Raw genomic sequence first — 25,288 nt, 5'->3', positions numbered from 1 at the left:
TCCGCGGGCGGGCGGCGCCGCGCGCTGGACATCGTCGCGGCCCGGCAATAGCGTTCGAGCAAGGGGGGCATGGCATGATCGACGAAGCACAAGCTTTGAAGGCGGGCGGAATCACCATCTGGACGGAAGGCGACGTCCTCGTCCTCAAATATTCGGTCTGGTTCTACGGCTTTCTCGGAACCAAGCGCATCCCCCGATCGAGCATCACGTCGGTGACATGGAAGGAGCCCGGCGACTGGCTCGCCGGGTTCATGGCGCTCGATATCCTCGGCGAAAAGCCGCCTTCGCCGCACGCCAGTCCGAATGTGCAAAATCAGAACCGACTGCAATATGAGCGGGGTGACCGGGACCGTTTTGCTGCGCTACGCGACTGGATCGCGGCCGGGCGGGCGCCGGCCGCCAGCGAGGTCGCGGCGTCATCGTCGGTTGCCGACGAAATTGCAAAACTCGGCAAGCTGCGCGAGCAGGGGCTTCTGACCGACGAGGAATTCACGGCGCAAAAGGCAAAGCTGCTCGGTTGAGGTCCGCGGCGCTGCTGCGTTGCGGCGGCGGTGGATGTCAGGTCATCGAGGCTCTATTGTCGCAGCGGATGGCGCCGCCAGCGCCTTTGCGGGGCCGGGCGACCGGCAACCGCTTGACCGCATCGTTCGCGCGGCGCAGGGCGTTCGGGGCCGTGGGGGCGGCCTATCGTATCGGGGCGCTATGGGCGCAGGGGGACTGGAATGTGGGAGCAAGCGGGGCTTGAGCGTTTCGTGGCGGCGCAGGAACCCGTCTATGCGCAGGCGCTTGCCGAAATCCGGCGCGGGGCGAAGCGTTCGCACTGGATGTGGTTCGTCTTTCCGCAGCTCTTGGGGCTCGGACGAAGCGCGATGGCAGCGCGCTTTGACATCGCCGATATCGCCGAGGCACGTGCCTATCTGGCGCATCCGCTGCTCGGACGCCGCTATGCCGAATGCGTCGCGGCGCTGCAGGATCTCGAGGGGAGCGATGCCGAAGCGGTTTTTGGCGCCGTCGACGCGGTGAAGCTCCGGTCCTCGCTTACCCTGTTCGAAGCAGCGGTTCCGTCGCCGCTGCTTGCCGCGGCACTCGACCGTTGGTGCGGCGGCTCGCGCGACGCGCGCACGCTCGCGATGCTGGCGGCTTCGGGCGGCGGCTGAGACGCGGCTTTCACGGATATTTCATCCGCGGGTGGCAAGGATGATGGCGATCCCGCCGGCTGCGACCCGTCGGCGGGGTCGACCCGGGGATTAAAGTTCAGGCACGGCCTTGTGGATTTTGCCGCGCGCCGGGAACCGCTCCGCCGGGTGCGCGTATCCCCGCCGAGCTTCAAAACGATAATGGATTGAACGCTTTCCACCGGGCCGCGCGACCTCGCGCGGTCCGGACTATTTGGCTTCGGGGGTGCGGAAATTGCCTTCCCGCGCGTCTAGTCAAGGAAACGGATCGACTTGTCTCGTGGAGGAAGAAGGTCTGTCCGGCAGGGACCGCGAGTCCGTCGGCGCGATGGCGCCGGCGAGCAGGGGCGCGGTTGATCTTTGTCCGTGCCCCAACAGGGGAGGGTGCGATGGACGAAGGGGCTTTTTCAGGATTTCGGGACGAAGAGCGCGCCGCGGGCGCGGACGGTTCTGGCGCCGAGCGGCGGAGCTCGGGGCGTTACCGGACGATCTGCCGCGTCGCACGGGTCCGGCGCGGCGCTGACGCCGGGCTCTGGCTTGTCCGCAATATCTCGAACGAGGGACTGATGCTCGCCGCCGACGTTGCCGCCACCGTCGGCGAGCCGATCGAGATTGCGCTTTCCGAAACGGTGAACCTTGCGGGCGCGATCGTCTGGGCCGACGGCGGGCGGTTCGGTGTCGCCTTCGACGCGCCGATCGATGCCGCCGCGACGCTGCGCGCGCTCGCTGCCGAGCAGCGCGCAGAAGGCTATCGCGCGCTGCGCCTTCCGATCGAAATCGAGGCGGTGGTCGCGCTACGCGGCGACGCGCGCGCCATCGACCTGGTCGACATATCGCAAAGCGGCGCGGGGTTCGTCTTCGGCGAGGCTCTCGAGGTGGGGGCCGAGCTCGACCTGCTGCTCCCGGGCGGCGACCTGCGCCGGCATGCGCTCGTTCGCTGGGCGCGCGGCACGCGGGGCGGGCTCTGGTTCACGCGGCCCCTCGATCGCGCCGATCTCGAGACGCTTGCTGGCTTTCGCCGGTGACGGGAATGCGGCTGCGCGCAAGAACCGCTCCGTATCGGATATTTTAGTCGGCAGCGCTTCTCGCTGGCGCGATTGCGGCGCGGGGTCCGCAGGCATAGACCAGCGCGGCGACAGGCTGCTGCAGCGGTCGGGCGGCAATCCTCAGGTAACGGGCGCAGTCCCGGGGGCCAGGAGAGCCGCGCGCAGGGGTGAGGGGGACCATGTCCGGAAATGCCAATCTCGGGGGCTGCGCGATCCTCGGCCTCCTGTTTCTTGTCGCGGTGGGTAGCTGCCTGCCGAAGAGCGACAGGCCCTCGGCGCAGGCGGATCCGCGCTATGTCACGGCGCGCAGCCTTAACTGCCGATCCGCCGATTCCACCAGCGCCGACGTGGTGGCGAGTTTCCGGCGAGGTGAGCCCTTGATGATCGCCGAGGAACGCGGCGACTGGTCGCGCGTCGAGGGCGGCGCGAACTGCTGGGTGGCAGCGCGCTATCTGGCGCGCGTCCCGCCTGCTGCCGATGCCGACACGGGCGGTGTCGCGGCCGCGGGCGGAGCCGCGGCGCTTCTCTCGGCGCCGCGCGGCGGCGCCTCCGGCACGGGAGGATCTGGCGGCGGATCGAGCGGCTATCCGGGCGGCACAGTCGGTGCCCGCGATGGCGGCAGCTATGATGCGCCGCGCGGCCGCGCCTATGTCGGCGGGAAATCATCCGTGTCGCAGGGTAAAATGGCGTCGGTCCGCAAGAAGGCGGCGAGCTGGAAGAAGCGGAGCACGAAGCGGAAGAAGAAACGGTCGGGCGGCGGCGTGTCCGGCGGTTCCTGTCCATGCTCGGGCTATAATGTCTGCATCGGACCGCGCGGCGGGCGCTATTGCATCACCAGCGGCGGGAACAAGCGTTACGGTGTCTAGGCTCGCGATCGCGAGCGGAGGCACGCACCCCGAGAGGTTCAGGATGCTTGCGTGCTGAATTATCAAGCTGAAGGTTTATATTCACCTATCTGATATAAAGTTATGGCTTGATATATAGCTTTGTGATATCAATTCATGGCTTGATGTATGGAGCAATTGGATAAAGTTGTAGCTTTATGACAGCGATTTTCTCACATACCGGTCGCAAACGGCTGGACAGCAAGCTGGCCGAGTTCAGGCCGGTCTCGCGTTTCGCTTCTCCGCCGAAAGGGTGGATCCGGGCCATACGCGATGCATTGGGTATGTCCGGCACACAGCTGGGCCGGCGGCTTGGAATGACGCCGCAGGGGGTTCAGGCGCTCGAACAGTCCGAACGGCATGGCACGATCAAGCTCGAAACCCTGCGCCGCACTGCCGAAGCGATGGACTGCGTCCTCGTATACGCGCTGGTTCCCCGGACGAGCCTCGAGCAGATGATCGAGGAGCGCGCGCGCGCGCTCGCTCTCGATACGCTCGGACGTGTGTCGCACTCGATGGCGCTCGAAGACCAGGAGGTCGATCGGGGACTGGAGGAACGGATCGAGGCGTTTGTCGCGGCAGGGATTCGCGAACGCGATCTCTGGGACAAGCCGTGACCGATCTCTTCGCCGGACCCGACGATGCGACCCCGTTGACCGCCGAAGAGAAGGAAGGGCTACTCCCCACCTGGATCACCACGCGGGCCGATCTCAACGAGGCTGAGCAATCGAATATCGACGCCGCCTATGCCTGGGCGATGCGGCCGCGGAGCCGCTTCGATCCGCTGGCTCCTGCCGCGCTCTTCGATCTGCATCGCCGCATGCTGGGCAATGTGTGGAGCTGGGCGGGCAAACAGCGGACCACTGGCAAGAATATCGGCGTCGACCCCGTACAGATCCAACTGCGCCTTGCAGGCCTGCTCGACGATATCCGCTACTGGACGGACAATGCGACCTTCCCACCGGACGAGGTGGCGGTGAGGCTCCATCACGGGCTCGTCTATATCCATCCCTTCCCGAACGGGAATGGCCGCCACGCCCGGCTTGTCGCCGACCTTTTCGTGACCAGGCTTGGCGCGCTGCCGTTCAGCTGGGGCGGCGGAACTCTGACCGGGATCGGTGACCTTCGAGCGGCCTACATCGCCGCGCTGAAGGCGGCCGATAATCATGATTTTAATCCGCTGCTGGCGTTCGCGCGAAGCTGAAGACAGGGCGCCAGACTGCGCCTTTATGCCATATTCGCTGGCATCGACCGCTTATATCCGATCCGGAGACGAAATGGGGCCGTGCGCCCGCACGGTTGGCATAAGACTTTACCCGAAGGAGGGTGTGCCATGGCCGTTCTGCTGGTAACCTATGATCTCAAGGCACCGGGGCGCGACTATGCACCGGTGCACGATTATCTGAAAAAGAATTTCACCTGGTGCAAAGGGCTGGAGTCGGTCTGGCTTCTCGACACGACGATGTCGCCGGGCGCAGTGCGCGACCGGCTGAAAGAGCTCGTCGACGGCAACGACAAGGTCTTCGTCGTACGCATCACCCGCGAATGGGCGTCGCTCAACTTCTACTGCGGCGACTGGCTGAACAAGTCCGAACGAACTTTCTGAACATCGTGCAAGCTGGCCTCTCGTCGGCGGCGCCAACCCATATTCAGCGCGGGCACGTGAATGAGGCATCCCCTGTAACCAAACCGCCATGCATTCGCGCATGAGGAGGCTATTCATGCGATTTCCCGACAAGGACGACTGAATTCTGATGGCGTGGCGACGACGCTGCCGTTGAGCGTCGCACCCGCATCGCAGAGCTGACGGCAGGGGAAGGCAGATATCCGGCATTCTTCCGCCTGTACGCCTGGTCGGCTATTGCGCCCGGGAACGCGATGTGGGAGCGATGGCTGCGGGGCGGACATTTTCGTGAATGCTGCGGACGGCGTATTGTCGGAAGTGACCGAGGTGGCTGAGTGCCAGCGACCGCCGGGGCGCGTACGTCCGGTTTTCCGATAACGGGGAGGCGATAAGGATGGTGGGGGATCGGTCGGAACGTGCGGTATGGGTCTGGCTGATCGAGGCCTTCTCTATAGCGACCGCAGCCAGCTTCCTCGCCTCTTCGGCCCTGCTGTGGCTCGTCTTCTCGACCTGGCATCTCGATTTCTTCAGCCTTGCGACACCGGGCGACGTGCTCATGAGCGGCCTGTCTGCTGCGTTCCGCCTCCTGCCATTCGCAGTGCTGGCATGGATTTACTGGCGCTATGACAATCTGGCCACGCGGCGCAATCTCGTCATCCTCGCCGTGGTTCTCCTCGGCATCTATGTCGCGCGGGTGCTTCTGTTGCGCCGTTATGTCGACACCTATATTGTTGGCGAAAAGAGCGCTTTCTTCGAATGGTATTACACCCTCCACATGGTGCTACCGGGAACTTGGGTCGTGGTTGCCGCGGCCGCGGCAATTGCCGCCGCTATCGTCGTCAGGCTCGCACGCAGCGGCCGCCTCCGGGGGCGCAAGTGGATCGGGTTCGGGCTCGCGGCTTGCGCGGTGGCGGCGGTCGGGGGGCTCGTAGGGCAGTTGCAGAAGTCCGGCTTCCAGCCTGCCGGCGTCGATGTTCTACGCCATGACGCCGATTGTTTCGGCCATGCTCTCTGGATCGGCGAACGTTTCACGGTCCTGCGATGCACGCCCGAGGAGATACGCGTCGTCCGGTCGGAAGGGCTTTCGCTGTCGGCGCGCGGTCCCAAGCCGCCACGCGGCTGGGCCTATCAGAAGACCGAACGCGACTATCGACGAGAATATCGGCAGGAACGCGAGGACGCGCTACTCGCGCGGCAGATCCGCGAATGGCGGCTTGATGAGGAGCGCAAGCAGAATGCGCTGGGCAAGGAGCAATTGTTCATTGCGGACCCTGACAGTGCGGACGAGAAATCGGCCCTCCCGCCGACGCGATAAAGTCAGCCGGGGCTAGCGACCGAGACCGCATCGGTGGGGCAGGCGCTGCTCGGTTGCTGTCATGCCTCCGGCGTTTGAGCAGAAATTCTCGTTTGCCATGACTGCGGGACCGGCGTCGCGGACGATGCGCAAAAGGACCGAGCTTCGAAACGACGAAGCTTGAATTTCTCGCACCGCGCCGCGCGCGCGTCGCTTCGCGGTCCGGACTATCGTCTCTGGCGAACAGACGAAAGCCAATGCGGCGGCGGACGGTCGGACTTCGGGCCGCCCTTGTGGCCTCGCCGTTGCGCCGCAGTTCTTGTCATGAGCGGGGGCGAGCGCTTAGCTCCGGATCGGAGCGAATATTTTTGCTATGGCCTTACTAGTTTGGCGAACTCCCGCGTCATGCCTATCGGGAAGAGGAGGTGCAGGCCACGACCGTGAGCAGGGATCCCGCAGCACTGGAAGCGTTCAGCACGGCCTATCGGCCGCTGCTGCTGACCTTCTTTGCGCGGCGCGTCCGCTCCTGGTCGGAAGCCGAAGATCTGACGCAGGAGGTTTTTATGCGTCTCGCCGACGCCGACCTTGAGACTATCGTGAAGCCCGAAGCCTATCTCTACACCATGGCCGCCAATCTCGTGCGCGACCGCGCGCGCCGCGAGCATTACCGGCTCGCGGTGAAGGAGGATTATGCGAACCAGCCCGGCATCGGCGTCGAATATCTCGACCCGCACCGCCTGGCCGAGGGACAGGAGCTGCTCCGCGAACTCGATCTTGCGCTGCGCGATCTGCCCGAGCGCACGCGCCGCGTCTTCGTCCTCTACCGCATCGAGGGGCTGCCGATGAAGAAGATCGCCTCCGAACTCGGCATATCGCTGAGCGGCGTCGAAAAACATGTCCGGCGCGGTCTCGCCTTTCTGGTCGACCGGTTGGAGAGGGAGCCATGACCGATATCGATCCCCCCGTGTCCGAGCGCTCCGAAACCGCCAGCGCCTGGTGCATGAAGATCGCCGAGCGGCCGCTGACGGCCGAGGAAGCGCGCGCCTTCGAAACCTGGCTCGAAGCCGATCCCCGGAACAACGCCGCCTTCGAGCGCGCGAGCTTCATCTGGCGCGCGCTCGACGGCGCCAACACCTCGCCGATCCGCGTCTCGGTGCGCATGGACGCGCTCTCGGCGCTCGGCGGTCAGGACAATGAACCCTCCTGGTGGCAGCGTCCGCTCGTCCGGCGCTCGGCGTTCGGCGCGCTCGCGGCGTCGCTCGTCGCGGCGATCAGCCTCATGGTCCTGCCGCCGGCGCCCGATGCACGGGGCGTCGATTATGCAACCGCGCTCGGCGAGCGCCGCGTCGTGATGCTGGATGACGGCTCGCGCCTGTCGATGGACGCCGCGTCAGAAGTGTCGGTCGATTACTCGGGGGACAAGCGTCAGCTGGTCCTCAAATCAGGCCGCGCCAAGTTCGACGTCGCAAAGAATCCCTTGAAACCCTTCTCGGTCGTCGCCGGCGCCAAGCTGATCGTCGCGACCGGGACGTCATTCAGCGTCGAGATATTGAACGGCGAGGTCAATGTCGTCCTCTTCGAAGGCCATGTCGCGGTGCTCGATCGCGTCACCAAGAGGCCGGCGGTCGTCCCTTCCAGCGGCAGGCTGAGCGCGGTCGATGCGCTCCTCCAGCCGGGACAGGAATTGTCGCTGCGCGAAAATGGCGCGAGCAGGCTCGAGCCGGTCGACATGGCGCGCGCGACCGCGTGGGAGGCGGGGCAGCTCAGCTTCGCCGACGAACCATTGGGGCAGGCGGTCGAGCGGATGAACCGCTACTCGCCGACGAAGCTCGTCGTCGGCGATCCCGAGGCCGCGGCGGTCGAGATCAGCGGCGTGTTCAACGCGAATAATGTCGACGGGTTCGTGTCGAACGTGACGGGCGTATTCCCCGTAACGACGGTGCGCCGCGGCAGCGAAACCGTCTTTGTGACAAGAAAATGAAGTTTTTTTGATGGCGCCTTACTAGTTTGCGATTCCCCTGCGTCGAAGCGTCTGAAGGCCCGGACAGATGGCCTTGAACATAGAGGGGGATTTATGGGGACCAATTTGTTCCGCGCGATGCTTCTGGCCTCGGCTGGCGTGTCTGCTGCATTTGGCGTGCTGGCGCCTGCAGCGGCAGAGGCGCAGGAAGCCGTCTATCAGATCGACATTCCGGCGCAGCCCTTGAGCGATGCGCTTCGCGCACTCGGACGCGTGACCAAGCAGAATATCGTGTTCAATGGCCAGACGGTGCGCGGCAAGCGGAGCGTCGCGGTCCGCGGTCGGATGACCGCCGCCGAGGCGCTCGGCCAGATGCTTGGCGGCTCGGGGCTGAAGGCGGCGCCCTCGGCGGGCGGCTATATGGTGCAGGCGGGAAACGCATCCGGCGCCGCTAGCGGCGGCGCGCAGCAGGTCCGCGCAGGGCAGGGCAATGCCGTCCTCGTCGGCTCGGTGCGCGATCATAAGACCGGGGCCGCGCTCAAGGGCGCGCGGGTCGAGGTGGTCGAGACCGGCGAAAGCACCGCGACCGGCGATCTTGGCGACTTCCGCTTCGCCCGGCTCCCGACCGGCGAGGTGACGCTGCGCATCTCCTATCTGGGTTTTCCCGAGCAGACCGAAAGCGTGTCGGTCGTTGGCGGGCTCACCAACCGGACCGACATTTATCTCGGATCGGGCGCGACGACCGAGATCGTTGTGATCGGGCAGGTGTCGGCACGTGCGCAGGCGCTCAATCAGGAGCGCACCGCGGAAAATTCGACGACTGTGATCTCGGGCGATCTGCTTGGGAACTTTAACGGCAACACCATTTCGGATTCGCTGCGCCGTGCGCCTGGCGTGGCATTTACTTCGGACGATCTGACGGGCGACGGCGTCAATATTGTCGTGCGCGGCCTGGCACCCGATTACAACCAGGTGAAGCTCAACGGCATTGCCCTCCCTGAAGCCACCGGCAAGGGGCGAGCGGCAAGCCTCAATAATATCCTCGCGGACTCGGTGTCCGAGATCAAGATCAGCAAGACCCTCCTTGCGAGCCAGGATAGCGCCGGTACCGGTGGCCTTGTAGAGATTGAGACCAAGTCCCCGCTCGACCGTCCGAAACGCTATTTCAATATCAGTGCCGACACGACGCAGCGCAGGAAAGGCTTTGGCGAGGATCGTCAGTTTGCCGCGACGGCTTCGGCGAGGTTCGGTGCCGATGAAAATTTCGGCGTCAGCGCGTCGTTCCAGCTTCGGCAGCAGGATGTCACCTCGTACAGCTATGCGGCTGGCGGCGTGCCGGCAGCCTATCTTCCGCTCGCGCCAAACGGCGCGCCGGGCTCGCTGTCGGAGCTCGATCCACGACGGCTTTTTCCGTTCGAGTCTGGCGGCGCCTACTATCTGAACTCCGTGGCTCTGACGACGACGCGGGTGAAGTCGGACACGTCGAACGTGGCTCTCTCGGCGGAGTGGCAGCCGGATGTCTCGACGAACCTGCGGGTCGATTATGTTCGATCGCGGCGAAAAAGCGACAGGCTCGACATTTCGAACTCGATCGGCCTTCAAAGCCCGAACTACTGGTTTCTGCTTCCTGTCGCGAGCCAGGGCGGAGAAACGCGATTTGTGTATGGCAGCCAGAGCAATGAGCTGACCAGCGATACCCGCGCCACCTATTTCAGGGACAAGCTCGAAAGCACCGATACCCTGAATTTCAGGGCCGAGCACAGCATCGGCCCGCTCATTCTCAAGCTGAGCAGCGGCTATGCGCGCGGCTCGACCCACCTCCCGTCATATAGCAGTTTGGCCTTTGCAACGGTTCTCCCCATCAACGCGGCTAATGTGCTCCCGCAGGCCGTGAACCCCGAAACGGGTACCGTGGTCAGCTTGTTCGCTCCGCGGAGCGGGCGCGAGTTCCCCCAACCGCTCCTGACGCCTGCAGGTTTCGATGCGTTGCGAAACGCCCCGTCTCCCACCTTCGGTCTGTTCAGGGACACGAAGGACGAGCGCGGACGGTCGAGCAACTGGAACAGCCAGTTTTCGGCCAAATATGAGTTCGGCTCGGGCATGCTGAAATATATCGAAGCCGGACTGACCTACAATCGCGCGCGTTTTCGCAGCCAGCCGTCGTCGACAAGCCTCTTTTACGGCCAATATTATCCCGGCACGATGGACATTCCGCTCTTGTCGGAATTCGGTATCGAGTTCGAAAATCAATCGCTCGCAGGCATCGCGGGCAGCGATACAGCCTATCGCTTTCCGGTACGGCGATCACTTGTGGATTTTATGAGAAATCCCGACCTGCTTGTGGACAGGGGTGCGGCTTTCCGGGTCGATATTGCCGCAGATCCATTGATCGCTCAGCAATATACGCATGAGGACGGCCTGGCCGGCTATGTGCAGGCCCGGGTCGATATCGGCAAGGTCGAGGTCATCGCCGGACTGCGCGTCGATCGAGGCCGGGTTGCGGCAGGCTTTATCAACTCGATCGACATCTACGACGAATTATATAATCGCGACGAAGCCTATTATCTCGAGAATTTGAAGATCGTCGAGGGAACCGATGTCCTGACGAGCTATTTGCCGCGAATCCTCGTCAATTACAGGCCAACCGACAATCTCGTTGTGCGAGCGGGCTATTATTCGACTGTCGCTCGGCCGCAAATCGAGCAGCTTTCGAGCGCGCGCTACATCACTTACTTTGCCGCGCCTTGCTGCGGCCCGACTTACACCCAGCCGGGATTGATCATTACGCAGGGAAACCCTGCTCTCAAGCCCGCCAGAACGCATAACTTCGACGTCGGGGTCGAGTGGTATGACGGCCAGGTCGGTGCGATCAAGGCGAGCATTTTCCACAAGCGCATCTCGAACCTGATCGAGTCCAACCTGATTACCGGTTTCGACAATATCGGGGATTTCGAATTGCCCGACCATCCGGTCTTCAGCAACCTGCCCTCGAATCTCGCGGTCGAGCTCCGCTATCCCGTCAACAACCCGGACGTCGCGACCGTCTGGGGCGGTGAGATATCGGTCGAACGCCGGCTCACCTTCCTGCCTGGAGTCCTGTCCGGCCTCGGCGTCTACGCAAATTATACCTACAGCAAGAGCAAGAAGCAGCTCACGGAAATCTGGTACACGAGCCCGATCTACGACCCTGACGGCGCGCTCGTGAACTTCGAGACAATCTCATACCAGCGCCCGGTGCCGTTCGACTATGCCCCGCGGCATTCCGGCACCCTCGGTCTGACTTACACGCGCAAGGGCTTCGATGCCTCGCTCTTCTACACCCGGCAGGATCGAGCGCAGAATGGGTCGGACTATTATGGCCTCGACCCCTATGCGGAGGTAATCTCGTCCCTCGATTTTCGCGGTGTTTATAATTTTCGTGTGGCGGGATCCGATATGCGGCTCAGCCTCGAGGCGCTCAATTTGCTCAAGGGTAAATCCGATCCGCAAAGCGAGCGCTCCAGAGGCGGTCAGAACGGCGTGCCGAAGATCTACACCCACGGCTATTATCTCGGCGGCCGAAGCGTGGCCATCGGACTGTCGGCCAGCTTCTAGTGCCGGACAAGCAATCGGGAGGTGCGGCAGCGCGGCGCGCTGTCGCCGCCTCCGCGCCTTCCCGGCTGAAGACGGTCGTGGCTCTTGTTGCCGCTTCTCTGTTGGCTGCGGTCCCGGGGGCCGTCCCCGTTGACGCGGCGAATACCCTGTCCCCCGCTGCCACAGCTCCCAAAGTTGTGAGCGGTCGGCTTCCCAACGGCCTGACCTATCATGTCGTTCAAGGTGGGCCGCCGGATCAAAAAATCTCGATGCAGCTCGTCGTGAAGTTCGGCGATCTCGATGCGATGCCGAAGGAGCAGCAGGTCGGACACCTCATCGAACATATCGTGTTCGAGAACGCCCGCGATGCCAGGACAGGACAAACGATCTACGAGCGCGTCGCCGCTATGGGCGGTCTTCGAGGCGCCGACGTCAATGCGGTGACCGGTGGCGACCGAACGCTCTTTTTCCTGAAAATCCCCCCGGCAGACCCGCAAGCGCTCGAAACCGGCCTGGACATAATGCACGGCTGGGCTCGACCCTTCGAGATAAGCGATGCAGCCATCGAGAGGGCGAGCCAGGCGGTCATGGCAGAAACGGCCCGATCGTCCTCCCGCGCGGCAGCCGAGGCCATGCAGCTGGCCTGGTTTGACGGCCATCCGCTGCTCGGAAGGCCATCCGACCCGCCCGGGACGATCGCCGTGACCGGACAGACGATCCGTTCGATGCACAGCAATTTTTACCGACCCGGCAATATGGCGGTCATTATCTACGGCCCACTCGATGCCAAGAGCGCTGCGGCCCGGATCGAGGCGCTGTTAGCCGACATACCGGCTCGGGCCGGAGTCGTGCCATCTCGGCGATGGAGCGCGCCAAAACCCTCCGGCGGTCATTATATCGTTCTGCCTGGGAATGGCAGCGCCGAAGCGTCCATACGCGTGACGCATAAATATTATCTCGCCGGCGATACAGTGTCTCGCGCTCGTGCCCAGGCTGCCGAGCTTATCGGGAACCGGTTGTTCGCCGACGCTTTCGGCAAGTTTTCACAATCGGACGGGGCCGCTGTAATTTACAGCGGAACCCATTTGCGCCTTCCGCAGCAGCCAGGATCGCTGATGGGACTGGAGATAGCTGACACCGGTCTCGAAATCCGGCCCGCGCGGCTGCGGGAGGCCATGGCGCAGCTTTTTGAAGTATATGCGGCGGTACGCCGTAGGGGGTTCGAGACCGCGCATGTCGAGCGTGCTCGCGCCGACGTGCTCGCCTCGCTTGACGCCGCACCGCTTCGTGCAGAGGAAGTGGCGGAAGGCTACTCGGCTGCATTTGCGTCAGGCAGCGCGCCGCCCGATCGTCTGGCTGTGCGTGCGGCCGTGGGTAAGCTTGGCGTGCGCGATATTAATGCGCTGTACCGCGCTTGGCTCGATCCTCGCCACCGCGACATTCTGCTGGTCTTGCCTGATCCTGCAGCCGCGCCATCGAGGGACGAAATCGACCGGCTGATGGCAAAGGCTGAAAGCGGGCCGTTGGCCAGCCTTGCTCCAGCCCCTGTCGTTGCGCCTGATCTCGTTCGGTTGGATGCCGTCGCGGTGCCGTCTGCGAGCGCATCGCTGCGCGAGGTCGATGGGCTTTGGATTGGTCGGCTCCCGGGCTCCGGTGCGACCTTTCTCTATCGTCGGCGCGCTGGCGACCAGCTTATGATCCATGCGTCGCGGCGCGGCGGCAGCACGCGTTTCGGCGCGAGGCAAGCCGAAGCCAGGGAAGCGGTAGAATATATTGGCCGATCAGGCATAGGCGGGATCGACCATTTCCAGCTCGCCGCTTTTTTTGCTCGTGAGCAGATCGATGTCCGGCCCACTATTTCCCTGTTCAGGGAGGGAATATCGGCCCAAGGCTTGGCCTCCCGTCTTGGACTGATGACGCGGCTCATGCGCACTTACCTCCTCGCGCCGCAATGCGACCCCGCGGCGCTTGCCGCGCTTCGATCCGAGCGGGAAGAGGGCGAACGGCGGATCGATGTCACGCTATCCGCGCGGGCCGCGCACAATGCCCTGGTGGACGAGAATTTGTCGGAAATGGCCTCGGTCATACCCTCGAAAGCGGCATCTGCTGCCGACCTCTGCGGCACATATCGTCAGGTGCTGGGGGGTATGCAGGGCATGGTGATCGCTATCGAAGGGCCGTTGCCGCCGGAGGAAATCTGGAAGATTGTGGTGCCGTCGCTCGATATCGGAATTGGGTCTGGGCGCGCGGAAATACCGGCAATCACGGTCCGCGAAACGACGGGGCGGAAGCGGACAATAGAAACCGGCTCCTATGCGATGGCGCAAGTGTCCATCGTCCTGAAACGATCTATGCCAATCAGCCCGTCGAACGAGCCCATGGCGGCGATCGTTGCCCAGATTTTGCAGGAAAGGCTGACGGACCGCCTTCGCGGAATAGAGCAGGGCGTATATAGCGTAGCCGCTTCGGCCGAAGTGCGTGCCTGGCCCGACCATCTCTATCTAAGGATCGACTTTGATGCGCGGCCCGCGGATGTCCCGCGTCTGGTTGCTGCCGCCCAAGATGAATTGCGCCGCTTGAGCCATGACGGGGCGTCGGCTTCCGAGATTGCTGCGGCCATTATGGTGGTGTCGGCACGGCCCGATCAACTCCATCTGATAGCCGAAAGATATCTCTCTTATGGCGCGATCGTTCGGTCGCCGCCGCCTGACGATGCAGCGGTCAATGCGTGGCTGCGCCAATATTTGGATGCCGCGCCCTTTGACGAATATGTGCGGTTGCCGGCCAAGGAGCGCTCGTCGCCGCCGAGGCAGTGACTCCGGGCAGCACCGATACGCCTGTGCCTCCCCGCTAACGCGAAAACAGATAGAAGGAAGATAATTGTGGGCTTTGGAACGCGATCGCTGGTCCTCATGGCTTCGGCCCATCTTGTGTCGCCTGCGATGGCTGCCGAACAGCCGCCTTCCTACTCCGCCGAAGAGGTGGCCTGGTCCATAGGGTTCGGGTCCAACATCATCGACGGCAGCGGCGCGGCAGCCGGTCCTTCCGATTCCGCCACCTGTGCCGGCGAAGAGGTGGTCCTGCGGCCTGATTCCCTGTTCGAGAGGCATCGTAACCGGATCATCTTTGGCAGTCTGGAAGGGGCGCGGATACCGGTCACGAGATTCCTGGCCGTGATCAACGCCGACGATCCGATGCTGCCCGTTCCCCCGAAAGACTATGAAGCCGTCGCGCGTAGATCGCACTGCGCCATCGACGGGAAATTCCTGTTCACAGGCGTGCAGGACGGCGAATATTATGCCGTCACAATGCTGTTTCCTCGCGGAAATCTCGGGAAAGCGTCGCCGATCGACGACATTGAGGTCGTGATGAAGCGACTGAAGGTTGGGGGAGGCCAGACGAGCAAGCTCGATCTCCTTCACAGGGACGACTGAAATACCGGGTATCGGGCTGATTTTGCTTGGCCGAGAGAGCGACCAGGCATTCGCCCAGAATATCGGCAGCGGGTCCAGGCCGCGGCGCTGCGCCGCCCGGTATGGGCGGCGTTGAGCTTTGGCGCGCGGCTTCCGGTCCTGATCGATCCGGATCGGATTCGAATATGGTCCGGGGACGCCGATATCATTTGGCGCTGCTTCGCTTGGCCCGCTAGCGTCGCTGAGGGCGCTGGCGGGGCGCCATGCAAGGCAGGGGGGCGGGATGATGGACCTGTTCGCGGAGGCGGTGAAGATCGGCTTGCCTCCGCTGGTCGAAGTGAAGGGCCGCGTCTTTCGGGCGGCCATCGAGAAACGTCTCGCGGGACGCGCCGAACATGACGTCTTTCTCGCGCCCTTCGCTGCCCGCGGTCTTAGGGGGTTTTCGGGCGTCGTGCCGCCACTGGGCCGCCTCCACTTTCTTCCTCGCGCGACCACCACCGTGCCACCGGGAGAGCGTAGCCTCATCGTCCCGGACTTCGTCACCGAGGCCGAACTGTCGCAGCGAAGCCGGGCGGGCGACATCGTCTGGGGGGCCCGCGCTACGCGCAAGCCTGCCGAGATGACAATTGAGGAGGCCGGGACCGTCTGCGCCCGCGTGCGCGCATCATGGAAAAACGCGTTCATTTTCCGGCAGGAGATCCGGGACGAGGCCGGACGGGTGACCCAGAAAGGTCTCCGGATGCCCCAGCTCGGCGCGCTCTATGCAACGCTCGCCCATTGGAGCGTGTCGCGGCAGCCGGCGACGATCGTCATGCCCACCGGGACAGGCAAGACCGAGACGATGCTGGCGCTGCTCGCGGCAACCGACATCGAGCGCCTGATGATCGTCGTGCCCAATGCGAACCTGCGCGATCAGATCGCCGACAAGTTCCTCGGCTTCGGGATCTTGCACGACGCCGGCGTGCTGGCGCCAACCGCCGAGACGCCGATGGTCGCGGTGCTCGACGGCAGACCGAAATCGCCCGACGAAGTTTCGGAAATATTCGGCCGCGCCAATGTCATCGTCACCACCATGCAGGTCGCCGGACAATGCGCCCCCGAGGTACAGGCGCGGATGGCGGAGCTCTGCTCGCATCTCTTCATCGACGAGGCGCATCATATCGCGGCGCGGACGTGGCAGGCGTTCAAGGGAAAGTTCGATGCGAGGACGGTCGTGCAGTTCACCGCGACGCCGTTCCGGACCGACGGGCGCCGCGTCGACGGGAAGTTCATCTACGTCTATCCGCTCGGCAAGGCGCAGGAGGAAGGCTATTTCCGCCCGATCAATTTCCGGGCCGTGCAAGGGCTCGACGAGGGGCAGGCCGATCGCGAGATCATCCGTCTTGTCGGGGAGCAGCTTGCATCCGATCTTGCCGCCAACCTCGATCATCTGGTCATGGCGCGCGCCCGCGACATCAAGCGGGCGACGGCGCTCCACGCGCTTTATTCGGACCATCTGAGTGCCTATTCCCCGGTGCTCATCCACAGCCAGATGGGCACGGCCGAGCGCGACGCGGCACTGGCGCGAATGCGCTCGCGGCAGAGCCGTATCATCATTTGCGTCGATATGCTCGGCGAGGGGTTCGACCTTCCCCAGCTCAAGATCTCGGGCCTTCACGACCGGCACAAGAGCGTCGCGATCACGCTTCAGTTCACGGGTCGCTTTACGCGTGATGCGAAGAATATCGGCGAGGCGACCGTCATTGCCAATATCGAGCAGTCCGACGTCGACGACAGCCTGCGCACCCTGTACGCCGAGGATGCCGACTGGAACTTCCTGCTCAAGGTGCTGAGCGAGGCGAAAACCGGACGGCAGCTGAAGCGCGCCGAACTGCTGCAGGGGTTCGCCGAAACGCTCGAGGGGGTTCCGCTTCAAACGCTGATCCCGAAGATGAGCACGGTGGTCTACCGCACCGCCTGCGAGGAGTGGAAACCCTATAACGCATTCGAAGGCTTGCCGCCCTTCGCCCTCAATGCCGGTCCGACCGTCAACGAAGGCGTGCGACTGGCGATATTCGTGACGCGCGAGGAAATCCCCGTACGCTGGAGTGCGGTCAAGGAAATCACCAACGTCGAGTGGAATCTTTACCTCGTCCACTGGGACAAGGACGAGCAGCTTCTCTATATCAACAGCAGTCGGTCGAACGACCTCCACGAACGCCTTGCGAAGGCGCTTTGCGGCGAGAAAGCCACCCGCATCGCGGGAGAGCCCGTCTACCGCGTGCTCGACGGCATCAATCGTCTGATTTTGATGAACCTTGGCCTCAGCAGTCTTCTCGGCCGCAAGATCCGCTACACCATGTTCGCCGGCTCGGATATCGCCGCGCAGCTCACCGACGCCCAGAACAGCGGCAAGCGCAAGTCGAACCTCTTCGGCGTCGGGTTCAACGGGCAGGGGCGCCGAACGATCGGCTGCTCCGCCAAGGGCAAGTTTTGGGCGCTCGAATCCGCCGCCGATTTCAGCGAATGGGTCGAATGGTGCCGCGATATCGGACGCAAGGTCACCGATGACAGCATCGCGACCGACGGTTTCCTGCGCAATCTCGTCAAACAGGAACAGTTGACGGCCCGCCCGCCCGGGAAAGTTCCGCTCACCATATTCTGGCCCGAGGAGTTTCTGATCGAGCTCGAGGAACGTCTCCAGCTGCGCTTCGGAGGGGCGGATCCGGTTGGCTTTTACGAGTGCGAGATCGAACTGGTCGCCCGTGAACCCGACGGTCCGATCCATTTCAAAATCTGCTCGGACGATGTCGAAGCCACATTTGCCATCGACATCGGCAAAGATGGGGCATCCTATCCACAGATCGGCGGGCCGCCCGTTTCGCTCGTCCGCGGCAAGGAACGCCCGCTCACCGAGATATTCGGAGAAGATCCACCGCAGCTCCTGTTTGCCGACGGCGACTTTCTCATCTTCAACGAGTTGTTCAAGGTTCCCCGCGAAGCGGATCGCCGCGTCTATGACGACCGGAAAATCGAAGCCCGCGACTGGACGAATATCGATCTCTCGGTCGAATCGCAGGGGCTCGCCAAAAAGCCCCACTCGATCCAGCGGCGCATCATCGAGTGGCTGCTCGAGGACGACAGCTGGGACGTGATATTCGACGACGACGGGAGCGGCGAAATCGCCGACATCGTCGCGCTGCGCGAACGCGGCGATTGTCTTGAGGTGCATCTCTACCATATCAAATATGCGCATGGCGCCGCGCCGGGCAATCGCGTCGCCGACCTTTACGAGGTTTGCGGTCAGGCGCAGAAGTCGGTCCGCTGGATGGAATATCCCGCACGCATCCTCAAACGGATACGGCGACGCGAAAAGGACAGGAGCGAGGCCGGCAAACCTTCGCGTTTCGAACGCGGCGGGAATGACGACATCCGTCACTGGCTTTCGCGGTGGCAGCTCATGGACCGGGAATATGCGGTCTGGATCGTCCAGCCGGGTCTGCGGACGTCGACGATCGAGCCGCAGCAGCTCGACCTGCTCGCCGCGACCGAAAATTATCTCCTCGACACCTATAGCGCACCGCTCCGCGTCATCGCGAGCGCATGAGCGCCCGCCATCGGGGGGTGCCGATATGGCGCGCCCCTCGATCGACACCTCCATAGCCGCGGTCGCGCGGCCATTCGTCTCATGTGGCACGAGCCTGCAGGGCGGAGGAGATCGGCGTGAAGCGAGGTTGCGATAGCGATACCGGTGCATCGACGGGCCGAGCGGAGCCGTGGCATCGTTATCGCTGGTCGCTCGCGGCCCTGGCGGCGATCCTGCTCGCGGCCGCGACCATCGCTGCGCCGCCCCGTCCGTTGCTGGTGTGGAATGTCAGCGACAGTGCGCCGCGCGGTCTCTACTTTGTGGCGGGGCGGGCGGCTTATGATCGCGGTGATATGGTTGTCGCACGCTTGCCTGCCGGCCTTCGGCTGTTCGCCGCGCGGCGGCGCTATCTCCCGCTGAACGTGCCGCTGGTCAAGCGTATCGCGGCTCTTGGCGGCGACGAGGTTTGCGCGCGCGGCGACCGCATCATGGTCAACGACCGGCTTGTCGCACGCCGCGTCGCCGCCGACGCGCGGGCGCGCGAACTGCCGTGGTGGTCGGGATGCGCCGAGCTTCGTGAAGGCGAGTATCTCCTGCTCATGGGCGAGCGGGCGGACTCGTTCGACGGCCGTTACTTCGGCCCGAGCAAGGAGGCCGACCTGCTCGGCGGGGCGCGGCTCATATGGCGCCGCTGAGATGGGCGCTCCTGCCGGTCCTGCTCCTCGCTGCCGGGACGCCTGCGCGCGCGGACCCGGTGACGCGCTGGCGTGCGCATGTCGAGGAGGCGTCGGCACGGTTCGGGGTTCCCGCCGAATGGATCGAGACTGTGATGCGCGCGGAGAGCGGCGGGCGAACGACGCTGGCGGGCGCCCCGATCGTCAGCCGGGCGGGCGCGATGGGGCTGATGCAATTGATGCCCGCCACCTGGACCGATATGCGAGGGCGGCTCGGCCTCGGCGACGACCCCCATGCACCGCGCGACAATATATTGGCCGGGACGCTCTATTTGCGGCTGATGTACGAGCGGTTCGGATATCCCGGCCTGTTCGCCGCCTATAATGCCGGCCCGGCGCGCTATGCCGCGGTGCTGGCCGGGCGTGCGCGTCTACCGGCCGAAACGCGCGCCTATCTCGCCGACGTTGCGGGGCGTGACGGGAGTTCGCGGCCGATGCGACCTGTGCGAGACGCATCGCCGCTTGCCGGCGCGCGCGAGGCGTCCGGCGCCATCTTCTTCCTGTGTAGCGAGCCCGAATGAAGGGCGCGGGAGGCCGATCCGGATCGGAGACTCTTCTGCTGTTTTCGGGCTTCGCCGGTGATTACACCCCCGTCCGGGGAAGGGGTGGGACCATGAAGCTCGACTTTTGTTGCCGGCTGATGGCGGCTGTGTCTCTCGCGTCGCTTGCAGGCTGTACCAATCCTTATGGCCAGTCGGTCGCGTCGGTCAGCTATGCCGCCGATCCCGCCGCGGGCGAAATCCTGATATCGAGCCCCAAGCTTTACAAGCGCGAGGCGCTGATCAACGAGCGGCGCGAAGAGGTCAATTATCTCGCGACCCTGATCGAGGGTTCGAAGAGCGCCGAATTCGGACCCGAGATCGTCCGCGAGCTCGAAGTCATTCGTGCCATCTCGGCTTCGGTCGGGCTGAAGTTCGATCCCGCCTCGGGCGCGGCCTACCGGCGCACCGAGGAAAAGGCCGAGATCCAGCAGCAGCTCGACATGATCGCGCTGGGCATGCAGCTCGACAAGCTGAAGCGCGAAGCCGAGCTTTTGAAAACGGCGCTTGCGGCGCAGACGGTGCCGACGCCGGGTGCGGGGGGCGCCCAGGGCGCTACGGTCACCGTCAATCCCGTCACCACCGCATCGGTGACCGAATTGCTGGCGGCGCTCAAGACCCTGACCGACCGTCTCGGCACGACGGGCGGCACCGGGCTCACAGCGCTGAAAGGCGTCGACGTCAAAGCCAATCCGATCGATGTGTTTCAGGACCGCGCCGTCTATCGCGATCTCATCAACAATGCGCGCAATGCCGCGAGCCTCGACGAGCTGCACGACCGCGACGGCTCGGCGCTCATCCGGCTCAACATGACGGCGACCGTCTTTCCGCCCGACAAGCAGCGCCGTGCGAGCTTCGGGCGGCTCCGCCTCGATCTCGAGGCGCCGGTTGTCGATCCCGCGAGCCCCGAGATCGAGGCGCTATACCGCGACTGGATGTCCTATATCAGCCCGCAAATGTCGCAGCCGTTCCGCGACGCAAAGGACAATTTCGCGGGATATGAGCCGAGCAGCCTCAGCCAGGCGCTCCTGCAACTCGGCGTCGTCGACGTCGTTCCCTTCGAATTTTCGCGCGGCGCAGGGGCGGGCTGCGCGGGGCTCGCGACCGACGGGGTCTCCGTACGTCCGGGGTGCCGGATCATATGGGTCGCCGCCCCGCCGATCCGTCTGCCCGCGAATATCGCCGGCGCGAGCCGCCAGGGCTCGATCTCGGTCGGCGAGCTCGGCAAGCTTCCGCTCCGGGCCGATTCCTTCATCAAGACGGACTTCGCGCGCTTCCTTGCCGCCGAGACCATGACGCTGTTCGAACCGGGTTGCAGTCTCGCGCCCGAAAGTCTCGACTATCCCGGCCCCGGCCTCTCGCCGGGTGCGACCGTGACGATCGCTGCGGCCGCCGAGCGGATCCTGTCGATCGCGCCGCTCGTCGAGCAGCGTGCGCAAATCGGCATCCGCTCGCTCGATGCCGCAGCGCGCATCGATTCCGCCAAGGCGGGCCCCATATATTTCAGCCCGATCGGGCCGGTCGACCCCGCGCTTCTCGACCAGGCGCGCGCCGTGATGCGCAAGGCGCGCGACCTTGCGCGCGTGCAGTGCGCGCGCGCCGCTCAGCCGGCTTTCTTCGCTGCGCAGCCCCCCGGCGCCTTTCTCGATCGCCTCGCTTATGGCACGGTCGGCGTCTATCAGCTCGGCCCGAAGCAGCAGGTCCAGACCGTCTCGACCGAAGCCCGCGCCGCCGAATCCATCGCGCTTGCGGCGTCGATCGCGGCGCAGGCGCCCGGCAAGGGCATCGGCGGCGACGGGGCGTTCGGTTTTTCGCGGAGCGCGGCAGGCCGGGCCGACGCGCTCGAACGTGTGCCGCTCGTCGTCGCCTTCGCCGACGCGGGCTGGCCGGCCGGGCGCGACGGGGCGCAGTCCGGCGCGGCGTCTCTCCCGGGCTTCGGCTGGATGATGGGGCCGCGCGCGACGCTCGATACCGAAAGGAAGCGGATCGATTTTGCGCAGGGGCTGCGGCCGCAGGAGCTGACGGCCGATCTCGTCGTACCGGGCTGGTGGCCCTATCTCACCTTGCGCGTCGCCTCGACCTGGGCGCCCGCCTGGACCGGCAATGAGGGGAAGGCAGCGGTCACGCCGGTCGAGCGCCGGGTGCGCGTGCCGCTGGCGCCGTCGTCCGCCGACTTCGAGCAGCTCACCAACCAGATATTGGGGGGAGGCAGTCTCAAGGTCCCGCAGATCCGGACGGTCGAACCGGCCGCCTTGCCGGCATGTGCGAGCGCTGTCGCGGTCCAGCTTCGCGGACCCAATATCTGGCGCGCCGACAAGGTGATCGTCGGCGGCAGGATCATCTCGGGCGACAAGCTCTCGGTGCTCGCCGGTATGGAGGGGCTTCTCGTCGAAATCGACAAGGCGGATTTTCCGGTGTCGGGCAGCAGTTCGGTCGCCGTCACAGCGCTGACCCCATATGGCCCCGCCGATTTTTCGCTTCCCTTCATCGGCGGCGGCAAAGGCTGCCCTCCGGCCGATGGCGGCAAGGCGGGCGCCGACGGCTCCGCCAAAGCGAAAGGGTGACCGGCCATGGCGCAATTTGTCTGGGAGAGCGGCAAAGTCACCGCGAATATCGTTTTCGGCACGATCGCGCCCGTTTCCGGCGGCGCCGAGATATATTTCAATCCGCCCGCGTTCACGCCCGAAGGCTCGTGGCCGCCGGTCGGTCAGAAGGTCGAGTTCGTGCGCTATCGCTCGCAGGCCAATTGGGCCAAACGGGTGCGCGCGGTTTGACCCGCGCCAAGGCCCGTTCGGACGACTATCGCTGGCGGGGTAGGGTGCCGCAGGCCGGCGTGCGCCGCCGCCGCGGCAGCGCCGCGGCCGATCGGACAGGGCGATACGATAGGGTCGGTCCGGTTGAAATCGGCACGGTCAGGCCCAAATTCGTAACAATCTTGGTTCAAAACGGTCCCGGCGTTCGACGCATAACTTGCAATCCTGCAAGCTTTGCGGCACGCCCGCGCCGGATTGGGGAATATTTCGTGGCCGAACTTCGCGACAGAAACGTTTCGACGGTACTGCTCGGACGATTCAATCCGCTGATCTTCTCGCCCGACTGGCTCGCCGCGAACAATGTCATCGGACCGGTCGAGGCGAAGGAAGCCAGCCAGGACGGCATCGAAATCATGTCGCCGACGGTCACGTCGATCAAGCTCGGGTCGATGAAGCTTCTCGTCGAGGAACAGCGCTTCATGCTCGTCGTCGGCGACGAGCCCTTCGTGCGCGCCAAGGATTTTCCGGCAACCTGCTTCGCCGTGCTGCGCCATACGCCGGTTCACGCCATCGGCATCAATTACAACGAGATGCTCGTCGGCAATGACGAGGCGAGCTGGCATCGTCTCGGCGACCGGCTCGCGCCCAAGGAGCCCTGGGGCGATTTCGTGCCGCACGACGATGGCGCCGAACGGCGCGGGGGACTGCGCTCCGTCGTCATGGAGCGCCGCGGCGGCGGCGGCGGCGACGACCGCTGGAGCTACACGCGCGTGTCTTTCGAAATCCAGGACCAGGCGCTGCACGGCCTCATCAATGTGAACAATCATTTCCGCCTCGGCGACGCGGCGCATCCGCAAAGCGGTGCCGAGGCCTATCATCTCGTGAACGATCTGTGGGACCGGGTGATGGATCATTCGCGCGCCCTCGTCCACCAGATGCGGGACCTCGCCGATGCTGTCTGAAAGCCTGCGGGAAAATACCGCGCTGGCGCCATTGAGCGCGCCCGATCGCGGCATCGACTGGCTCGACTTCGACGAGCTTCTCTATCTTCCCGTGCCGGCGGGGGAGAAAGCCCCGCGGCGCAACTTCGTCGTCCAGTATGAAGAGGTATTTCGTCTCTATGGCGACGCGCCGCTCGCCGCACTCGCGGTGCCGGCGGACTTGCCGCACGACGAGGTTCAGTCGGACGGCATGCGGATTTTCGATCCTGTCCTTCTCCCGATGCCGCCCCTCGAGCGCGCGCGTCTCGAGCAGCTCGACGTCTCGTCGAAACTCGACGTGCTGCAATCCTGGGAAGGCGCCGTGATCGACGTCGACGAGAAAGCGGGCGAGTTCACCGCGCGCCTTCACGACCTTCTCGACAGCAAGGCGGATTTGCGCGAGGTCACCTTCGACCTGCGCGAAGTGAGCGCCAACGATCGCGATCTCTTGCGTCCGGGCGGCATCTTCCAGTGGATGATCGGCTACCGCCGCTTCAATCATGGTCGCATGGAGCGTGTCTCCTCGATCACCTTCCGGCGCCTTCCGGCCTGGTATTCGGAGGATCTCGCCGCGGCGCGCAGCGAAGGTGAGGCACTTGCTGCCGCTTTTACCGCCGACTGAAGACTATAACCGGCCGCCGGACCCCGACGAGATCGAAGTCACCATCATCGGTCCCGGCTTCGGCGAGACGGCCCTCGTCCATATCGGCGACGGGCAGTGGATCGCGATCGACAGCTGCACGCACGGCGACGATCCCGCGCCCGCCGCGCTGCGCTATTTCTCGGACATCGGCGTCGATCCCGCCTCGGTCTTCCTCATCGTCGTGTCGCACTGGGACGACGACCATATCCGCGGGATGGCCGATCTCGCGACCCACTGCGCCAATGCGCGGATCGCCATGTCGAAGGCCTTTATCGACAAGGATTTCGCCGCCTATGTCGCGACTCACGATGCGCCCCTGACGCAGTGCGTCCGTGCCGGCGTGCGGGAAATCCGCAGATTGCTGACGGTGCTGAAAACGACCGAACGCACGTCGATCCTCACCGCGACGGCCGACCGCCGCATTTACGATCCATCGAGCCTTCCGATGTCGCATGGCGAACCGGTCGAGATCTGGACGCTCGCACCCTGCGATTATGAGACCGACAATTTTCTCCTCTGGGCGGCGGCGCAGATGCCCAGCGAGGGCGAAACGCGGAGGGTGGCAACCAGGCGCCTTCGTAACGACCTGTCGGTCGCGGTGCATCTGTCGATCGGCGACGACGCGATCCTGCTCGGCGGAGACCTCGAGGAGGAACAGGATCCGCTGACCGGCTGGAGCGCCGTCCTCGCCTCGACGGGCCGCCCGCAGGCCCGCGCGGGCCTCTTCAAGGTGCCGCATCATGGCTCGCACACGGGCGAGCATCCGGGTGTCTGGAGCGACATGCTCGCGCCCGAGCCGGTCGCGCTCGTCGCGCCGTTCCGCAACGGCAATGTCAGCCTGCCTGCCGCCAGCGACGTCACGCGTATCTCGGCCTATACGCCGCACGCCTATGCGAGCGCGAATCTCAAGGCGCTGGCGCCGCCACCGCTCGACCGGATGGTGCAGAAGACCGTCGAGCTCGTCGCCAAGCGCTTTACGACGATAAAGCCGGCGATGGGCCTGGTGCGCGCACGGAAGAAGGCGGGAAGCGGCGCGCCCTGGACGGTCGAGACGTTCGGTGAGGCGGCGCCGCTCGCCCGCGTCCGCTAGCCTCTCCGTCTCACT

At 64.5% G+C, this 25,288-nt stretch carries 21 protein-coding genes; all 21 read left to right on the top strand.

All coding sequences use genetic code 11. From position 1 onward, the window contains the following. Positions 1–74 precede the first annotated feature (74 nt). The 21 genes from BLW56_RS02725 to BLW56_RS02625 all read left to right on the top strand — a co-directional run bounded on the left by BLW56_RS02725 (position 75) and on the right by BLW56_RS02625 (position 25,273). Positions 75–521, top strand: a complete 447-nt coding sequence (locus BLW56_RS02725) for an SHOCT domain-containing protein (RefSeq protein ID WP_093509116.1) — start codon at positions 75–77, stop codon at positions 519–521. 201 nt (positions 522–722) lie between these two features. Beyond that, on the top strand, positions 723–1,157 hold the full coding sequence (locus BLW56_RS02720) for a DUF1810 domain-containing protein (RefSeq protein WP_093509115.1): 435 nt from the start codon (positions 723–725) through the stop codon (positions 1,155–1,157). Positions 1,158–1,564: 407 nt separating this feature from the next. Beyond that, positions 1,565–2,200: a PilZ domain-containing protein gene (locus BLW56_RS02715; RefSeq protein ID WP_093509114.1), complete on the top strand. Its 636-nt coding sequence runs from the start codon at positions 1,565–1,567 to the stop codon at positions 2,198–2,200. Between the two features lie 200 nt (positions 2,201–2,400). After that, positions 2,401–3,087, top strand: coding sequence for an SH3 domain-containing protein (locus tag BLW56_RS20990; protein ID WP_093509113.1), 687 nt, complete (start codon positions 2,401–2,403; stop codon positions 3,085–3,087). Positions 3,088–3,263: 176 nt separating this feature from the next. Beyond that, positions 3,264–3,722 (top strand): mobile mystery protein A, encoded by a 459-nt coding sequence (locus BLW56_RS02705; RefSeq protein WP_093509112.1) that lies wholly within the window; start codon positions 3,264–3,266, stop codon positions 3,720–3,722. Continuing rightward, on the top strand, positions 3,719–4,309 hold the full coding sequence (locus BLW56_RS02700; RefSeq protein WP_093509111.1) for a mobile mystery protein B: 591 nt from the start codon (positions 3,719–3,721) through the stop codon (positions 4,307–4,309). Before BLW56_RS02705 ends, BLW56_RS02700 begins: the two co-directional genes overlap by 4 nt. A 129-nt stretch (positions 4,310–4,438) precedes the next feature. Further along, positions 4,439–4,711 carry a hypothetical protein gene (locus BLW56_RS02695; protein WP_093509110.1) on the top strand — a complete coding sequence of 91 codons (273 nt, stop codon included), beginning with the start codon at positions 4,439–4,441 and terminating at the stop codon, positions 4,709–4,711. A gap of 412 nt (positions 4,712–5,123) precedes the next feature. After that, positions 5,124–6,044: a hypothetical protein gene (locus tag BLW56_RS02690; RefSeq protein WP_093509109.1), complete on the top strand. Its 921-nt coding sequence runs from the start codon at positions 5,124–5,126 to the stop codon at positions 6,042–6,044. Between the two features lie 419 nt (positions 6,045–6,463). Then, complete coding sequence (locus BLW56_RS02685; protein WP_177175770.1) at positions 6,464–6,970, top strand: RNA polymerase sigma factor; 507 nt, start codon at positions 6,464–6,466, stop codon at positions 6,968–6,970. Next, a complete protein-coding gene (locus BLW56_RS02680; protein WP_093509107.1) occupies positions 6,967–8,004 on the top strand; it encodes a FecR family protein in 1,038 nt (345 codons plus the stop codon). The genes BLW56_RS02685 and BLW56_RS02680 overlap by 4 nt, the downstream gene beginning before the upstream one ends. A 93-nt stretch (positions 8,005–8,097) precedes the next feature. Further along, positions 8,098–11,577 carry a TonB-dependent receptor gene (locus tag BLW56_RS02675; RefSeq protein ID WP_093509106.1) on the top strand — a complete coding sequence of 1,160 codons (3,480 nt, stop codon included), beginning with the start codon at positions 8,098–8,100 and terminating at the stop codon, positions 11,575–11,577. Positions 11,578–11,753: 176 nt separating this feature from the next. After that, positions 11,754–14,372 (top strand): M16 family metallopeptidase, encoded by a 2,619-nt coding sequence (locus BLW56_RS02670; RefSeq protein ID WP_143043338.1) that lies wholly within the window; start codon positions 11,754–11,756, stop codon positions 14,370–14,372. 96 nt (positions 14,373–14,468) lie between these two features. Further along, positions 14,469–14,990 (top strand): hypothetical protein, encoded by a 522-nt coding sequence (locus tag BLW56_RS02665; protein ID WP_093509104.1) that lies wholly within the window; start codon positions 14,469–14,471, stop codon positions 14,988–14,990. 265 nt (positions 14,991–15,255) lie between these two features. Next, a complete protein-coding gene (locus tag BLW56_RS02660) occupies positions 15,256–18,555 on the top strand; it encodes a DEAD/DEAH box helicase (RefSeq protein ID WP_177175769.1) in 3,300 nt (1,099 codons plus the stop codon). A gap of 116 nt (positions 18,556–18,671) precedes the next feature. Continuing rightward, positions 18,672–19,229, top strand: a complete 558-nt coding sequence (locus BLW56_RS02655; protein ID WP_256203264.1) for a S26 family signal peptidase — start codon at positions 18,672–18,674, stop codon at positions 19,227–19,229. Then, positions 19,217–19,789: a lytic transglycosylase domain-containing protein gene (locus BLW56_RS02650; RefSeq protein ID WP_093509102.1), complete on the top strand. Its 573-nt coding sequence runs from the start codon at positions 19,217–19,219 to the stop codon at positions 19,787–19,789. The genes BLW56_RS02655 and BLW56_RS02650 overlap by 13 nt, the downstream gene beginning before the upstream one ends. 92 nt (positions 19,790–19,881) lie before the next feature. Further along, positions 19,882–22,371: a hypothetical protein gene (locus tag BLW56_RS02645; protein WP_143043336.1), complete on the top strand. Its 2,490-nt coding sequence runs from the start codon at positions 19,882–19,884 to the stop codon at positions 22,369–22,371. Positions 22,372–22,377: 6 nt separating this feature from the next. Further along, positions 22,378–22,581 (top strand): hypothetical protein, encoded by a 204-nt coding sequence (locus BLW56_RS02640; RefSeq protein ID WP_093509100.1) that lies wholly within the window; start codon positions 22,378–22,380, stop codon positions 22,579–22,581. Between the two features lie 248 nt (positions 22,582–22,829). Next, entirely contained in the window at positions 22,830–23,522 is a 693-nt protein-coding gene (locus tag BLW56_RS02635) for a hypothetical protein (protein WP_093509099.1), read from the top strand. Continuing rightward, entirely contained in the window at positions 23,512–24,162 is a 651-nt protein-coding gene (locus tag BLW56_RS02630; protein WP_093509098.1) for a hypothetical protein, read from the top strand. Before BLW56_RS02635 ends, BLW56_RS02630 begins: the two co-directional genes overlap by 11 nt. Further along, entirely contained in the window at positions 24,137–25,273 is a 1,137-nt protein-coding gene (locus BLW56_RS02625) for an MBL fold metallo-hydrolase (protein ID WP_093509097.1), read from the top strand. Before BLW56_RS02630 ends, BLW56_RS02625 begins: the two co-directional genes overlap by 26 nt. Positions 25,274–25,288: the final 15 nt, after the last annotated feature.

It is taken from the genome of Sphingopyxis sp. YR583, assembly GCF_900108295.1.
GTDB lineage: Bacteria > Pseudomonadota > Alphaproteobacteria > Sphingomonadales > Sphingomonadaceae > Sphingopyxis.
The sequence above is the reverse complement of the archived record's forward strand: the minus strand, read 5'-3'. Positions and strand labels throughout refer to the sequence as shown.